Raw genomic sequence first — 14,938 nt, 5'->3', positions numbered from 1 at the left:
AAAAAATAAGCATAAAGCAGCGGGCGGAGATAGTGCGGGCTGCACAATCAGGCAAATCAATGTTGTTGTTATTTTAAAGTGCTTGGCTGTGGAAATGGCAGGCCGTTGTGATAAAGCAGGCTCACAAAATGGGAATGCGGTTTTCAGACGGCCTGAACGCCTTGCAGGACTCAAAAAACGTTAAGAAGTTTATTTGCCGCCATTTCCGCGCAGACGGAAACCCGATCGTTTGCCATTCCGGTATTTGTTTAACCTATACTTCCATATTTTCATTTGGCTTTCCGCCCGCACGGGAATTAATGATATTTAAGCCTTTCAGACGGCCTTTTTTCAGACGGCCTTAAGATATGTTTCAAAGGCTTCGGCCTATCGTGAATCACTTCGTTTGCGCTACAGCATTGCCGAGCCCCGGCTCAAAGAGAATGGTTGTATAAGCCGCCCGGGCGGGGTCATTACCGTCTGCGGCTTACTGCCTGGTGTCGGAAATGAAGCGTTTCACAATTAAGCGGCGGGTCGGTGTTTCGAATATCGCGGCAGAAAATAAACCGCCCCGTGCCAAAACGGTGTGTGGACAACCCTGCCGATAGGCTACAATAAATACCGCATGTTTTGTTAAGCGTTTCAAGATGAAAATTTTTTCCGCCCTGATTTTGCTTTTTGCCGCCGCTCATGCCTATGCCGCCCACGGTTTGGCTTTGGGTCAGCCGGTGCGGTATCCTGCCGGTTTTAAATCGTTTGATTATGTGAATCCCGAAGCTCCCAAAGGCGGCACGTTCACGCTGCCTGCGGCAGGCGGCTTCGACACGTTCAACCCGTTCACCCTCAAGGGCAGCCGCGAAGCCGGCATGGCCATGCTCACGCTCGACACGCTCGCCGAGAAAGGCAAAGACGAGCCGTTTGCCATATACAGCCTGCTGGCACAAGACATCTCCCCGGCTTCAGACGGCCTTTCGGTAACGTTCAAAATCAACCCTAAAGCACGCTTTCACAACGGCGACCCCGTGCAGGCCAAAGACGTGGCCGCCTCGTTTAACATCCTCACCCGCGACAAAGCCGCCGCGCCCATGTACCGCTTTTATTGGGCCGATGTGGCGCGCGTAGAAACCCCCGATGCGCGCACGGTGGTGTTCCGCTTCAAAAAGCGCAACGCCGAGCTGCATATGACTTTGGGCGAGCTGCCGGTGTTTTCGCACAAAAGCTACCCCGAAGGTTTGGCTGCGGCACCCAACACGCCGCCCATCGGCTCGGGCCCCTACCGTTTCAATAAGGCTGACAGCGGCCGTCTGAGCGAATTTGTGCGCGATAAAAATTATTGGGCGCAAAACCTGCCCGTGCGCAAAGGCATGTATAACTTCGACACCGTGCGTTTCAAATATTATAAAGACGACACCGTGCGCCTCGAGGGCATCAAAGGCGGGCAATACGACTTCATGCAGGAAAATTCCGCCCGCAATTGGGCGCGGGCTTATCCTGAAGAGTTGCTGGCCAAGCGCCGTTTGCGCAAACACGAATGGCGGCACAGCAACACCGCCGGTATGCAGGGCTTTGTGATGAACCTGCGCCGTGCGCCGTTTAACGATATCCGCGTGCGGCAGGCGCTGGTGGAAAGTTTCGACTTTGAAAACACCAATGCACGCCTGTTTTACGGCCTCTACCGGCGCAGCAACAGTTTTTTCACCCACAGCGAAATGGCTGCATCGGGCAAGCCTTCGGGCATGGAAGCGGCCATGCTCGAGCGCGTCCGCCGCCACCTGCCGGCTGCCGTGTTCGCCCAAAACGCGCCCGAACCGCCCAAAACCGACCCTGTGCACGGCATACGCCCCAATCTGCGCAAAGCGCGCGCCCTGCTCGAGCAGGTAGGCTACCGCTACCGCAACGGCGTGTTGGTAAACCCGCAAGGCAGGCCGCTGGTGGTGGAGTTTCTCAGCCCGAGCAAAACCTATGAGCGCGTAACCGCCAAATGGCGCAACGACTTGGCCAAAATCGGTGTGCGCATGAATGTGCGTATGGCCGACCCTTCGGTTTACCGCAAACGGGTAGGCAGCTTCGATTTCGATATGACCGTTGTGGTGTATGCCAACAGCCAAAGCCCCGGCAACGAGCAGTTCGACTATTTCAGCTGCGCCTCTGCCAAAGCCGAAGGCAGCCACAATTGGGCGGGTGTGTGCGACCCTGCCGTAGAAGCCCTGCTTAAGCATTTCGAGAGCTTTGAAACCCGCACGGAGCTGGTGGCCGCATCGCGCGCACTCGACCGTGTGCTGCGCCATCAATATATCGTGGTGCCTAACTGGTATACCGACCGCTACCGTGTGGTGTACCGCAACACCTTAGGCATACCCGCGCGCCAGCCCAAATACTATACCCCCGCCGAATGGGCGCTGAGTGCAGGCTGGGTGAAGCGGTAACCGGTCATTCAAGGGTTTGGCCGTCTGAAAACCACAGATAGGCTTTCTCGATATTCAGACGGCCTCACTTTAACTTGACACAAAGCAAACAGCCTTTCCGGCCGGGCAACTTTATTTTGGAAGCCATAAAAGCAGTAAAGACGACTTTACTGCTTTAACATTTATAATATACGGTTTAAATTTTTCTGAGAAAAATATTAAAAATTCCTACATATTTTATATCTTTCCTTAATGGGAAGTCTAATGTAGCAACTATAAACCATACCCGCTATAACATTTTCCCGTGGACATCCCAACCTTTTTCCTCAGTTTCTTTAATGGCCTCCATTCTGCGGAATCCCACAGCATCGCCGGCCAAAAAATTGGAAAGTTTTAACCAAAAACCATTCTTATAATTGCGCACACTTCTGATATATTCATCAAAATCAACTTGGGAATATAGGTTTTTACCGGCAAACAAAACCATCATAGACCGCTTTCCTTCGGGTGCGTAGCAATAAGCGCAACGGTCGGCCGTCCATTCTTGGGTGTGCGTCAGAGATTTGTCAATACCAATATAGGAAGCTCTGCTTTATGGCGCAATTTTTTTACACTTATTCCTTGTTTCATAAAATATCTCTCAAGCTAAAAGAGTATTATAATAATACGATAATTTATAATAATACGATAATTTAAAAATCAATATACGGTGTTATCGGAATGCAGTAGCATTTCAATTAATAAAATTGTTTGAAATTTATGGTTGGCTGCATTGCTTTTTCTTGTTGGAAACCATAAAAGCAGTAAAGTATTTTCGCTGCTTTTTACAGCCCCCCGTTTTTTGTCTGGCAGATTCTGCCGGTTAGAAAGAAACCGCGATTATCCCGATTCTTTACATCAAATTTGATATACTGCCCGGGCAATGTTTAACCTTGTGCAATCCTTGCCGGAAAAAGGGGGATTTTGCCAATGAATGCTGCTCCAAATATTTTGTGCAGTCTATTCAGAGTAAACCGCAAACACAAACCACCGCCAAAGCTAACCAACTTTTCACCGCAAACCTGAGGAGATGCCCATGTATCAACGTATTCTTGTTCCCGTAGACGACAGCACCGCAGCCCTGTATGCCTTGAAAGAAGCCTGCAAGCTGGCCAAGCAGCTTGATGCCGCTATTTTGGCTGTGCATGTGGTTGATGTTGCCCAATTCGACTGGGGCTCGCCCGCTTTCAGCGACACTACTGCTGTGCGCAAGGCGGTGGAAGCTGCCGGCATCCAGGTTTTGGAAAAAAACCGCACAGTGCTCGAAGCGGCAGGCGTGCGCCACGAAAGCCTGATTATGGAAAGCGCGGGCGACAAAACCGCTGATCTGCTGGTGGCGCAGGCGGCAGAAGAAAACTGTGATTTAATCGTGATGGGTACCCACGGTTTTTCGGGGCTGATGCACCTGCTGATGGGTTCCGTTGCCGAGGGGGTGGTGCGTAAATCGCATGTGCCGGTGCTGCTGGTGCGCCGTAAGGACGATTAAACCCAACCGCCGGCAAGCCGGAGGCGAAGCAAGGCGGATTCATGCCGATAGAAATGCAGTGTGCCGGGTAAAGATTTTGAACGCCGGCCAAGGTCGTTGCGGAATTGGTTGAGAGAAGGGGATACGGTCAGGCCGCACGGCATCGTGAAACGAGAATTTCTTTTGCAAGGTACAGGTCCCGTTCACAATCTGCCGTATCAACCATGCTGGATTTTTCTGCATCTCGGGCCGTCTGAAACATCAATCGGTGTTTTCAGACGGCCTTTAAACATCAGGCGGCAAGCCGCATACTGTTACAAACTTGGAGGGTCCGCTTAATCCGCTACGGCATTTTGCTCTTTCAATTCAAGAGAACGATTGTAAACCGCTGAAGCGGCAACAGAATCGGAGCCGTATTGTATTATCGGTATGGTTTGCGGCCTGCTTTTTTGTGCCTGAAATGTGTGCCCGCTATATACGGCGTATAGGCAAAATAGGCTGATGCTGTGTTATTTCTGGTTTTGTTTAATATATTTATTTGGTTAAGTAAGTAAGAATACAGTGCGGGGCTGCGGAGTGCTGCGTAGAAGCCGGATTTGGGGTTTGCACGTTTTGTGTTTAAATTTTCTGTATCAAACTGTAAACATGAGTGGTTTTTGAAAGCAAAACGGCTGAGCTGCAATATACGGCCGTCTGAAACAGCGGGGCTGTTTGCAGTGTGCAGAAGCCGGTTTCAGACGGCCTGGGGTTCTATAAAGCTCACGCCGTTCAACTGCGATGCCAATATGGCATTGCGCAGGGCCGAAAGGGCTTTGGGACGCACAAAGTTACGGCGGTAGGCCAGCACCACACGGCGGTGCGGGGCGCTGCCTTCAAACGGGATAATGCTGAACAGCATATGGTCGTTTTCGGTGAGGGCGGTGGCAGGCAGTACGCTGATGGAAAGGCCGCTGGCCACCATATGGCGGATAGTGTTGATGGAGCTTCCTTGCAAGGTGTTGGTCAGCCCCTGTATTTTTTGACGGGAGGCCAGCTCGGAGCAGCTCGCCAAAACCTGATCGCGCATACAGTTGCCTTCTGTGAGCAGCAGCACCTGCTCTTGGCTCAGCATGGCGGGGGTTACGGTGTCGAGCTCTTCGAAGTGGTGGCCTTTGGGGACAATCACAAAAAACGGTTCGTCATACAGAGGGTCGGTGATGATGCCCGGCTCGTGATAAGGCTCTGCAACAATCAGGGCATCCAAATCGCCGCGTTTGAGGGATTCTGTAAGAATCTGGGTGTAGTTTTCTTCAAGCATCAGCGGCATATTCGGAGCAGTGCTGCGCAACGACACAATCAGCTTGGGCAGAAGATAGGGTGCTACGGTAAAAATCAGGCCGAGCTTGAATGCGCCGTCCAATTCGTTTTGCTCTTCATTGGCCAGGTGTTTGATTAAATCGGCCTCTTCCAATACGCGGCGTGCCTGGGCGATGATGCGCTCGCCCGCTTCGGTTGTGATGATGTCGTTGCTGCTTCGGTCAAACAGCGATACGGCCAGTTCTTCTTCCAATTTTTTGATGGCAATTGAAAGGGTGGGCTGGCTTACGAAGCAGCGGCGGGCGGCACGTCCGAAATGGCGTTCCTGTGCCACTGCAACGATGTAGCGCAACTCGGTCAGGGTCATACTTCTTGAACCTTCTTTTGCTCCGGCAAGGTGATGTTCAGTTCAAGCACGTCCAAGCCGTTCTGTTTTTCTTGGGAGATGCGGATGTCTTCCAAAGATACATGCACATATTTAGACAACACTTCCAGCAGCTCTTTTTGCAGGGTGGGCAGGTAATCGGGAGCCTGCTCTTTGGCACGCTCTTGGGCGATGATGATCTGCAGGCGGTCGCGCGCAACGGCGGCGGTTTTGTTTTTTCTGCCGAACAATAAATCAATCAATGACATGATCAACCTCCGAACAGGCGTTTGAAGAAGCCTTTTTTCTCGGCTTCGAGATAACGCATTTCGCGGTTTTCTCCCAGCAGGCGGGATACCACGTCTTTATAGGCTTCTGCGGCGGCTACATCGTTTTGGTGGATAACGGGGGCGCCGGAGTTGGAGGCCTGTAATACGTTTTGCGACTCGGGAATCACACCGATCAGCGGAATGCGCAGAATATCGCAGATATCCTGCACCGACAGCATTTCGCCTTTTTCGACACGCTCGGGTGAATAGCGGGTAATCAGCAGGTGTTCTTTCACGGTTTCGCCTTTTTCGGCTTTGAGCGATTTGCTTTGCAGAATGCCCAAAATACGGTCGGAGTCGCGCACGCTGGATACTTCGGGATTGGTGGTGATGATGGCTTCATCGGCGTAATACAGAGCCATCAGCGCGCCTTTCTCGATACCTGCAGGTGAGTCGCAGATAACGTATTCGAAGTTCATTTCATCGGTCAGTTCTTTGAGTACCCGGCCTACGCCCTCATGGTTCAGTGTATCTTTATCGCGGGTTTGCGAGGCCGGCAGAATAAAGAGATTGTCGCAGTGTTTGTCTTTAATCAGAGCCTGGGTTAAAGAGGCTTCGCCTTGGATAACGTTAATCAGGTCATAGACCACGCGGCGTTCGCAACCCATAACCAAGTCGAGATTGCGCAAGCCTACATCGAAGTCGATAACGGCGGTTTTGTGGCCGCGTATGGCCAAACCCGAGGCGATGCTGGCACTGGAGGTGGTTTTGCCTACGCCGCCTTTACCTGAAGTTACTACAATAATTTTTGCCACAGTGTTTCCTTTTAAAAATCAAATCGTTTAAAACCAAAGCGGTTAGTCTCCGTCAATAGCGCTGATAACCAGACGGTTTTCTTGAAGCGATACCTGCACGGCTTTTTTGTTGAGGTGTGCAGGCAGGCTTTGTTCGAAATTACGGTAAATTCCTGCCACCGATACCAGCTCCGCCTGCATCGACTGGATGAATATCCGCGCTTTGCGGTTGCCGGTGGCGCCGGCCAGCGCACGGCCGCGCATGGTGCCGTAAACGTGGATATTGCCATCGGCAATGATTTCCGCACCTTCATTGACAATGCTGGTTACAATGAGATCGGCATGTTCGGCATATACCTGTTGGCCGGTGCGGATGGGAGTGTTGATGAGTACGGTTGGTTTGCTGATTACGGTGGCCGCAGGTTCGGGGGGCGGTGCCGGTTTGGCCGGGGGTTCCGGTTTCGGATCGTTGCGGCTGAACGTTAAATGATAGGCCTCGGCATAGGTGGCCCAGGCTTCGTTTTCATGGCGCAGCCCGATGATTTGCAAACCGTAGCGGGCAAACAGCGACACAACGGCGGCAATGCTTAATTCGCCCGGGTTGGCAAATTCCTGCACGTCCAATAAAAACAACATGCTGCCCAGCTCTTTGTGCTGGCTTACGCGCTGTTGTAAAAATTCTTCCAATTCCCCTAAATCAGCAGTATGCAACTGCGCTGAAAGCACGTCTAAGCGTGCTGATTTCACATCAAAAGCTGGTTTCATTTTCGGTAAGACAGTTATAAAAAAATTTAATGGGCCTAAGTTTACCGTGTTAATCTTAGCTATTCAATCCGTTAAGGCCGTCTGAAATAAAAAAAGCTTCCACATTGCCGGTTTGGAGCCGGCGGGCAGACTTTTGCCGCGGCGATGCTGCAAATTATCCACAGGTGTCCGGTTTCTGCCGGTGCGGCGGGGCGGCGGTGTTTTCTGTGCAGACTTGGGGGCATTTCAACGGTGCGGAAACAATAGGCCTGTTAAATGCTGTTGTCAAATGCGGTGCGACAATCGGCAGTTTGCGCCCCGTTTCGGCATCTGCCATGCGGCGGCCGGGGAATGGCTGCGGTTTTCCCGCCTGACCCAAGCCGTTGGCTTGCGTTTGGTGTGCGGTGTGTTTGGCTGAGCGAAAGATAATCTGCCGTCCTGCCGAGCTTGCGGGGATGACAGGTGCAGTGGTGTGTGATGCTGCCGTGGCGGTGCGCGTGGGGTATGGTGCGGTAAGGCGGTGCAGGGCAGTATCGAATAAAACGGATTGGCTGGCAATAAAGTTGCAGCCGTTAAGGTGGTTTTCTGGTTTCAGACGGCCTAAGCGGATTTTGCAAAGGCGTCTGCCTATAATGAATCCGCTCGATTTCTGTTACGGCATTGCCGCGCTTTGCTTAAAGGGAAAGGTTTTAAACCGCCCGGGCAATAACGCAACCGGCTGCCTGCTGTCTGTTTGGTTTGCTGCCTGATATCGAAAAAAAGCAGATGCTTGAAACATCTGCTTTTTAGGTTTTACAGCGGGTCTGCGGGGGGGCTTTCTTTGCGGCTGTGCATCAGCGAAATCAACACCGACACGCCCAGCGCGCCGAACACCACGGAAAGCGACACGCCCACGGGAATATGCACCCAGTGCATAATCAGCATTTTGATGCCGATAAAACCCAATACGAAGGCCAGGCCGAATTTTAAAAATACGAAACGGTCGGCAATGTCGGCCAGCAGAAAATACATGGCGCGCAGGCCGAGAATGGCGAAAATGTTGGACGTGAGCACGATAAACGGGTCGGTGGTAACAGCGAAAACCGCCGGAATGCTGTCCACCGCGAAGACAACATCGCTCATTTCGATCATCACCAGCACCAGCAGCATGGGGGTGGCAATGCGTTTGCCGTTTTCAACGGTGAAGAATTTTTCGCCGTGGAAATCTTTGCTCACCGGAATATGGCTTTTTACCCAGTTGAGCAGTTTGTTGCCCGACAAATCCTCATCGTCATCACCGCCCGGTTTGATCATTTTCAAGCCGGTGTAGAGCAGAAAGGCGCCGAACACATATAAAATCCACTCGAAACGGCTCACCAGTGCCGCGCCGATAAAAATCATGATCATGCGCAGCGCGATGGCGCCGAACACGCCGTAGAGCAACACGCGGTGTTGGTATTGCGGCTGCACTTTGAAATAGGAAAAAATCATTAAAAACACGAAGATATTATCTACCGCCAACGATTTTTCCAACACATAGCCGGTGAAAAACTCCAGCGTTTTCTGTTTCGCAACATCGTGCCCGTAGAGCGGATTGCCCGCCAGCTCGAAATACAGCCAGCCGGCAAAGGCGCACGATACCGCCACCCACACGGCAGACCATGCCAGTGCTTCTTTCAGGCCGACTTTATGTGTGCCGGTTTTTTTGAGCGACAGCATATCAACGGCAATCATCACTAAAATGGCAGCAAAAAATATCCCGTAAAACAAGGGGGTGCCGACTGAGGGATGTCCGACCATAATGGTTGCTTTCCTAAAAAAACGTGAGGGTGCGAAAAAGGCGGCATTTTAACATATCTGCCCGATATGGTTGTTTTCCATCATAAATTAATTGCGCGGCCGTCTGAACAATAACGGCCGCGCAGCAGGCTGTTGGAAAGAGAGCGTGTCAGAAGAAGGAAAAGATGATACTTTCTGCCATAACAGCCCCATTTTCAGATAACGGCTGCGCCGCCCGGGTCTGTGGTACGGCTTTCGGTTCGGCGGCTTATGTGTCATCACGGCGAACCGGCCATACCGGTTTTTATTTTTTTATTTTTCAGACGGCCGGATGGAACGCGGCACAAATATCTTCAAACGGCTGTCTGCATGGTTACCGCCCGGGAGGGCGGATAAAGCGAAAACCGGCACAATCGGGCAAAACACCGGTTATCAGGCTGATGCCGCCTCCAGGCCGCCTGCCTGCGTATTGTGAAGCATACGGTAGCAGGGTTCGAGTTGGCGGGCGATAAGGTTCAACTGCTGCCAGAGTATGCTGCTTTGGCGGTCGCTGCCAATCATGCCGTGCAGCTGCGCCAACTCTTGCCTTATCTGTTCCGAGGCCGTCTGAAATGCTTCGGGCGGCTGTGCAGCCAGATTTTCCAGCATATCTGCCGCTTGATAGGCGGTTCGGTAGAAATTTCCGCCGAACTCGGGGGCACACCCTTGCGTTATTTGGTTGCGGTAGGCGCCGAGGGCGGAAATATAGCCGATCAGGGCATGGCTGGTTTTGAGCAGGGTAAAGCCGTCTTGCAGTTTGGCTGCGTATTTTTTCGGCTCGCCGCTCATGTCGGAAAGTGTGCTGCTCAACGATGCGGCGGCTTCGTGGGCGCGGCGGCGGGCCACGCGGTAGGCCATGTCGTCCGAACCGCCGTTTTGCAGCTGGCCGAGAATATGGCGCAGGTAAACGCCGTTGCGGCTCACGGCTTGTGCTGCAGTGCGTTCGAGGGTGAGATAGTGCCAATCGGGCCACAGATACGACACCGCGCCCCAGGCGATGGCCGAGCCGATCAAGGTGTCGGCCATACGGTGCCAGGTGAGCGAAAACACGTCTTCGCCCGCCAGCGACAGCGCGGTAAGCGCCTGCACGGTGATGAAAAAGGTGGAAAAGCTGTATTTAAAGGTGCGGAAAAAGAAAAACAGCGTGGTGGCCGCCAACACAATCCACAGTTTGGTTTCAACCGAAGGCGTGAAATAGGGCACCAGCGAGCCGGCCAATACCCCCAGCACCGTGCCGGCGATGCGCTGGTTGATGCGGCTTTTGGTGGCAGAATAGTTGGGTTGGCACACAAACACCGCTGTGAGCAGAATCCAATAGCCGAAGTGGATATGGAACACTTCAACGATGGTGCAGGCAGTAAACACCACAACGGCCAGACGCACGGCGTGGCGGAATACCGCCGATTCAAAATTAAGCTGGCTGCGCACAGTGCGCCAAACATTGCGCAGGCCGCCGCCTTCCATGCCGGCAATGCGGTGTTTTTCAGACGGCATCTCTTCCTCTTCTTGATTGCCGCTTTCGATGTGGCTGAGCTGGTAGTCAACGCTGAACAGGTTTTCCAGCAGCCTCTGCAGGGTGTGTACCCCGCCGCCGCCGTGGGCTGCGGCATACAGTTTCAGCGATTGGCGGCAGCCCTCGATGGCGCGCTGCAGGCGTTTGCTGTATTGGTAGGGCTGCCCGCTGCGCAGGCTTTCGGCCACATCGCGGCAGGCCTGCGCCTGCAATTCGAGCAGGCGGTGGATGCGGAAAATCAAGTCGGTGTTTTTTAAGGTTTCGGCCAGCTCGCGGTAATCCATATAGGTGGAGCTGATGCGCTCGTGAATATCCTGTGCGGTGAAGTAATAGCGCAGCATACGGCTGGTGCGCGGGTGGCGGTGCTGCCCGCGCATACGGTAAAACAGCGCGTTGCGGCAGCGGTTGAATGCTTCGATGATGGCGGTGTTTTTCATTGCCAAATCAATTTGGCGGTTTTCCAACTGCTCGGTTTCATCGGGGTCGAAAAATTCGGCTTTGGCATCCAGATAACCGCCCAGAGCCGAATAGGCGGCCGCCATATTTTCCTGTACGGGACGGTGCGGAAACACAATATGCAGAATCAGCGTCATCACGCTGTAGAGCAGGGTGCCGCACAAAATCATCAACGGATTGACCCCCCACGGCATACCGGGCGTGTACGACAAAGTGGTGTAAGTAGCCACCGCCAGCGCGCCGAATGCAAGCGTGCGGTAACGCAGCCCCACCGCCCCCATCAGCGTAAACACCAGGGTAAGCAGCGTCATCGCGAGAATAAACGGCAGGCCCGAGCCGTAAGTGATTTGTGCCGAAAGCGAAGCAATCGAAAACAGCACCACCGTTATCACGATATTTTTCAGACGGCCGGTCAGACGGTTGTCCAAATCCACCAAACCGCCGGCAATAATGCCCAGCACAAACGGCGTGGTGAGCTTCGGCACATTGAAATACCAAATAAACACAGTGGCAATGAGCACGCTGAAAAAAACCGGCAGCGTGGCAATGATTTTAGGATTGACGGCAGGCGTACGCATAACAGAATCCGCATCGGGCGGGAGGGGATAAGAAAGGCAATTGTACAGGATTTATACGGCGCACCGGTAAGGCGGCCATACCGAATCCCGGCCGCAAAGTCTTGGGGCATATAGCGAATCCACTTTATTTCCGGTAAGGCGGCAAGCTGCAGGCAATAAAGCAGCACGGCAACGCCGCAACAGAAATGAAAGCACGCGATAGCAGATTAACTGAACTTTAGCCACGGCGTTGCTGCGCCTTGCCGTACGACTTGTATTGTCTGCGGCTTGCTGTCTTGTATCGAAGTATGAATCCGCTAAATAGGTTTCAGACGGCCTTAAAACGGCAAAAGGGCAGGCAGCCGCGCCCACCCTTTTATCAGGCAGTTACTGCTTATTGCGCCGCCTCTTTCACTTTGGCTGCTGCTTCTTTGGCCGCAGTTGCCGCGTCCTCGGCAGCTTCTTTAACCGCACTTACCGCATCGGCCGCCATATCTTTGCCCGCTTCAGCCGCTTCTTTTCCGGCTTCTGCTGCATGGGAAGCCGCGTTTTCCATTTCTGCACCTGCTTCTTTGGCCGCCTCAACCACGCTGTTTACGGCAGAAGCTGCTTCGGCCTGGGCGGCGGCGGCATCGGTTTTCACGTCAGAAGCCACGGCCTGCATGGCTTCTTTCGTTTCTTGTTTGGCCTCTTGCGAGCATGCGGCCAAAGCAGCCGCGGCTAAAGCAGCAATCAACAATTTTTTCATTTCAGATTTATCCTCGTGTGTGAAATATCAGAGTCCACCGGCATCATTTGCCGGAATGTAGAGAATAATAGCATATCTACTGCCGGTGAAATGAATTATTACGGCAGTTTCTATATAAAATCCACAAAACCGCCCAAAAACACTTGACAGGAAAACTGCGCATGATTAAAATGCGCGTTCTTCGGGTCGTTAGCTCAGCTGGTAGAGCAGCGGACTTTTAATCCGTTGGTCGAAGGTTCGAATCCTTCACGACCCACCAAATTTCCAAAGCCTAAACAAGTGTTTAGGCTTTTTTCTTTGCCATTGCCTGTTCCGGGGTGTGCCGGATTTGTGCCGAAACCGAGGCCGGCACCGCCTGACAAGGCAGCGTAATGGTATAAATTTTTCTGCCGTATCGGCCGTGCCGCCATAATGAACCCGTGATGTGATACGGGCTTTTGTCGGGCGGAATACTCCGAGGGCGGAATCGGTAGGGTCGGTTGCGGGCTTTTCAGACGGCCTATTGCCCAAATCGGCAGTTTCTCCTGGCGGGCCAGATAAATTATTTTTATCTTTTGCAGTTGCCGGCGCGGAATCATGCTGAATGTGGGTGATTTTTTACCCCCGCGCCAACAGCAAAACAGTGGTTGCCCCGCCAATCAACCCGTCCGTTTGATACGGGATACAGATATTTCGCGGTGATTATGGTGAATTTGCAGAGGTTCCGTATATGGAAACAGGCCGTCTGAACATGCCTGCTGTCATCGGCTTGCGCAAATGTGCTGCGGCGGTGCAGTTACCAACGTAAAATGGCCTTTTTGGGTGTTTTCGGATTCTGCAAAGGGCAATCTGCTGTTTTCCTTTACCGTGCCGCAACGTTTTCCACTCCGTTTTATTGCTATGAATTTGTCTAAACCTATTGCTGCTCTGTTGCTTGTGCTGCCGCTCGGTTTTCTTGCCGTGATGGTGGTTGCGCCTTTGTTTGCCTTGGCGTTTTATGAAGGCGGCGCGGCGGCATGGCAGGTGCTGCAGGACGGATACATACAGTGGCGTATCGGCTGGACCACGCTTCAGGCGGCGGCTACCTGCGCGTTGGTGCTGCCGGCTGGGGTGTCGGCGGCTTGGGTTTTGGCACGGCTGGAATTTCGCGGGCGGCTTTGGATTCTGCGCCTGCTGATGCTGCCGTTTGTGATGCCCACGCTGGTGGCCGGCATGGGCGTGCTGGCGTTGTTCGGCCCGCACGGCCTGTTGTGGGCGGGCTGGGAAGACACGCCCTATCTGCTGCTTTACGGCAATGTATTTTTCAATCTGCCCGTGCTGGTGCGCGCGGCGTATCAGGGGTTGGTGCAGGTGCCTGCGGCGCGGCTGTACACGGCGCAGACTTTGGGTGCAAACACATGGCAGCGTTTTTGGCATGTCGAACGCCCCGTGTTGCAGCCGTGGCTGGCAGGCGGCGTGTGTTTGGTGTTTTTATATTGTTTTTCGGGTTTCGGGCTGGCACTGCTGCTGGGCGGCAGCCGTTATGCCACGGTAGAAGTGGAAATCTACCAACTGATTGCCTATGAGCTCGATATGGCGCAGGCTTCGGTGTTGGTGTGGCTGGTGTTGGCGGTTACTGCGCTGGCGGGGGTGCTGTATGCGCGTTTCAGCCGCCTGACTGCTTCGGGCCGCACCATCCGGCCGCTGCCGCCCTCTCCGCCGCGCACGCCGGCTGCCAAAGCCCTGCTGGCAGGTTCGCTGCTGCTTTTGGCCGTCTGCTGCGCCCTGCCGCTGGTGGCCGTGTGGTGGCGGGCAGCGCAGGCAGGGGATGCCTGGCAGGTGTGGCGGCTGGCCGACACGCTGCACGCGTTGTGGAACACTTTGCGCTTCACTTTCGGCGCAATGTTGTCGGCCTTGCTGCTGGGCGTGCTGCACGCGGCTTTGGCCCGCCGCGCCGCATGGGTGCGCACGCTGACGTTTCTGCCGTTTATGGTGTCGCCCGTGTGCGTGGCCTTCGGGCTGCTGCTGCTTTACCCCGAATGGACGGCATCGCTGCCGCTGTTGGTGGCCGCTTATGCCTTGCTGGCCTATCCCTTTATCGCCAAAGACCTGCTCGCCGCGTGGGACGCACTGCCTGCAGGTTATGCCGCCGCCGCCCGCAGCTTGGGCGCCACGCCGTTTCAGACGGCCTTAACCGTTACCGCTCCGCTGCTGCTGCCCGCTTTAAGGCGAGGGCTGGCTTTGGCCGCTGCCACCTGTGTGGGCGAATTTGCCGCCACTCTGTTTCTGTCGCGCCCCGAATGGCAAACGCTCACCACCCTGATTTACCGCTATCTCGGTACGGCGGGCGCAGAAAACCACGACAGCGCGATGGTACTCACGGCGGGGCTGATGTTGTCGGCTTTGCTGGTGTTTGTATTGCTGGATGCCGCCGATAAACAGGAGAAGGCCGTCTGAAAGCCACGCAGCCGGAGGCCTTGGGAAAATACGTTTTCATCCTGAATTGATTTATGTTCCGTCATACCCGGGCTTGACGCGGGTATCTGTTATTTCT

General features: G+C 53.7%; 12 protein-coding genes and 1 tRNA gene. 5 read left to right on the top strand and 8 right to left on the bottom strand.

Going from position 1 to position 14,938, the window contains the following annotated elements; translation table 11 throughout:
* Positions 1 to 626 precede the first annotated feature (626 nt).
* Positions 627 to 2,405, top strand: coding sequence for an extracellular solute-binding protein (locus H7A79_RS10715; RefSeq protein ID WP_187000232.1), 1,779 nt, complete (start codon positions 627 to 629; stop codon positions 2,403 to 2,405).
* A 268-nt stretch (positions 2,406 to 2,673) separates the two neighbouring features.
* Here the strand turns inward: H7A79_RS10715 and H7A79_RS10710 are convergent, their stop codons facing one another.
* Positions 2,674 to 2,874 carry a hypothetical protein gene (locus H7A79_RS10710; RefSeq protein ID WP_187000231.1) on the bottom strand — a complete coding sequence of 67 codons (201 nt, stop codon included), beginning with the start codon at positions 2,872 to 2,874 and terminating at the stop codon, positions 2,674 to 2,676.
* A 585-nt stretch (positions 2,875 to 3,459) separates the two neighbouring features.
* On the opposite strand from H7A79_RS10710, the gene H7A79_RS10705 reads away from it, so the two are divergent.
* Entirely contained in the window at positions 3,460 to 3,909 is a 450-nt protein-coding gene (locus tag H7A79_RS10705) for a universal stress protein (RefSeq protein WP_135036728.1), read from the top strand.
* A gap of 712 nt (positions 3,910 to 4,621) precedes the next feature.
* On the opposite strand, the gene H7A79_RS10700 is transcribed toward H7A79_RS10705, so the two are convergent.
* From H7A79_RS10700 to minC, 4 genes are read right to left on the bottom strand one after another with little or no spacing between them, the layout of a single operon-like run.
* Positions 4,622 to 5,551, bottom strand: coding sequence for a hydrogen peroxide-inducible genes activator (locus tag H7A79_RS10700; protein ID WP_135036731.1), 930 nt, complete (start codon positions 5,549 to 5,551; stop codon positions 4,622 to 4,624).
* A complete protein-coding gene (gene minE, locus H7A79_RS10695; RefSeq protein ID WP_135036733.1) occupies positions 5,548 to 5,817 on the bottom strand; it encodes a cell division topological specificity factor MinE in 270 nt (89 codons plus the stop codon). The genes H7A79_RS10700 and minE overlap by 4 nt, the downstream gene beginning before the upstream one ends.
* Before the next feature lie 2 nt (positions 5,818 to 5,819).
* Positions 5,820 to 6,632 (bottom strand): septum site-determining protein MinD, encoded by an 813-nt coding sequence (gene minD / locus H7A79_RS10690; RefSeq protein ID WP_135036738.1) that lies wholly within the window; start codon positions 6,630 to 6,632, stop codon positions 5,820 to 5,822.
* A 42-nt stretch (positions 6,633 to 6,674) separates the two neighbouring features.
* Positions 6,675 to 7,376 (bottom strand): septum site-determining protein MinC, encoded by a 702-nt coding sequence (minC, locus tag H7A79_RS10685; RefSeq protein WP_135036740.1) that lies wholly within the window; start codon positions 7,374 to 7,376, stop codon positions 6,675 to 6,677.
* A 268-nt stretch (positions 7,377 to 7,644) separates the two neighbouring features.
* On the opposite strand from minC, the gene H7A79_RS10680 reads away from it, so the two are divergent.
* A complete protein-coding gene (locus H7A79_RS10680) occupies positions 7,645 to 7,773 on the top strand; it encodes a hypothetical protein (RefSeq protein WP_281384905.1) in 129 nt (42 codons plus the stop codon).
* 374 nt (positions 7,774 to 8,147) lie between these two features.
* On the opposite strand, the gene H7A79_RS10675 is transcribed toward H7A79_RS10680, so the two are convergent.
* The 3 genes from H7A79_RS10675 to H7A79_RS10665 form a co-directional block, all read right to left on the bottom strand.
* Positions 8,148 to 9,134: a TerC family protein gene (locus H7A79_RS10675; RefSeq protein WP_187000230.1), complete on the bottom strand. Its 987-nt coding sequence runs from the start codon at positions 9,132 to 9,134 to the stop codon at positions 8,148 to 8,150.
* A gap of 411 nt (positions 9,135 to 9,545) precedes the next feature.
* Positions 9,546 to 11,699, bottom strand: coding sequence for a YccS family putative transporter (gene yccS, locus H7A79_RS10670; RefSeq protein ID WP_187000229.1), 2,154 nt, complete (start codon positions 11,697 to 11,699; stop codon positions 9,546 to 9,548).
* Positions 11,700 to 12,072: 373 nt separating this feature from the next.
* Positions 12,073 to 12,426, bottom strand: a complete 354-nt coding sequence (locus H7A79_RS10665; RefSeq protein ID WP_135036752.1) for a lipoprotein — start codon at positions 12,424 to 12,426, stop codon at positions 12,073 to 12,075.
* A 183-nt stretch (positions 12,427 to 12,609) separates the two neighbouring features.
* Between H7A79_RS10665 and H7A79_RS10660 the strand changes: the two genes are divergently transcribed.
* A tRNA-Lys gene (locus H7A79_RS10660) sits at positions 12,610 to 12,685 on the top strand.
* 620 nt (positions 12,686 to 13,305) lie between these two features.
* Positions 13,306 to 14,841 (top strand): ABC transporter permease, encoded by a 1,536-nt coding sequence (locus tag H7A79_RS10655; RefSeq protein ID WP_187000228.1) that lies wholly within the window; start codon positions 13,306 to 13,308, stop codon positions 14,839 to 14,841.
* The last annotated feature ends 97 nt before the right edge of the window (positions 14,842 to 14,938 follow it).

This window comes from Neisseria musculi, from assembly GCF_014297595.2.
GTDB classification, from domain to species: Bacteria; Pseudomonadota; Gammaproteobacteria; order Burkholderiales; family Neisseriaceae; genus Neisseria; species Neisseria musculi.
Note: the sequence above shows the minus strand (reverse complement) of the source record. Positions and strands in the feature narration are given on the sequence as shown.

Bases quoted from the DNA above. Each gene is read 5' to 3' on its own strand.
- H7A79_RS10715 (WP_187000232.1), top strand. From the start codon at position 627: ATGAAAATTTTTTCCGCCCTGATTTTGCTTTTTGCCGCCGCTCATGCC.
- H7A79_RS10710 (WP_187000231.1), bottom strand. From the start codon at position 2,874: ATGATGGTTTTGTTTGCCGGTAAAAACCTATATTCCCAAGTTGATTTT.
- H7A79_RS10705 (WP_135036728.1), top strand. From the start codon at position 3,460: ATGTATCAACGTATTCTTGTTCCCGTAGACGACAGCACCGCAGCCCTG.
- H7A79_RS10700 (WP_135036731.1), bottom strand. From the start codon at position 5,551: ATGACCCTGACCGAGTTGCGCTACATCGTTGCAGTGGCACAGGAACGC.
- minE (WP_135036733.1), bottom strand. From the start codon at position 5,817: ATGTCATTGATTGATTTATTGTTCGGCAGAAAAAACAAAACCGCCGCC.
- minC (WP_135036740.1), bottom strand. From the start codon at position 7,376: ATGAAACCAGCTTTTGATGTGAAATCAGCACGCTTAGACGTGCTTTCA.
- H7A79_RS10680 (WP_281384905.1), top strand. From the start codon at position 7,645: ATGCGGTGCGACAATCGGCAGTTTGCGCCCCGTTTCGGCATCTGCCAT.
- H7A79_RS10675 (WP_187000230.1), bottom strand. From the start codon at position 9,134: ATGGTCGGACATCCCTCAGTCGGCACCCCCTTGTTTTACGGGATATTT.
- yccS (WP_187000229.1), bottom strand. From the start codon at position 11,699: ATGCGTACGCCTGCCGTCAATCCTAAAATCATTGCCACGCTGCCGGTT.
- H7A79_RS10665 (WP_135036752.1), bottom strand. From the start codon at position 12,426: ATGAAAAAATTGTTGATTGCTGCTTTAGCCGCGGCTGCTTTGGCCGCA.
- H7A79_RS10655 (WP_187000228.1), top strand. From the start codon at position 13,306: ATGAATTTGTCTAAACCTATTGCTGCTCTGTTGCTTGTGCTGCCGCTC.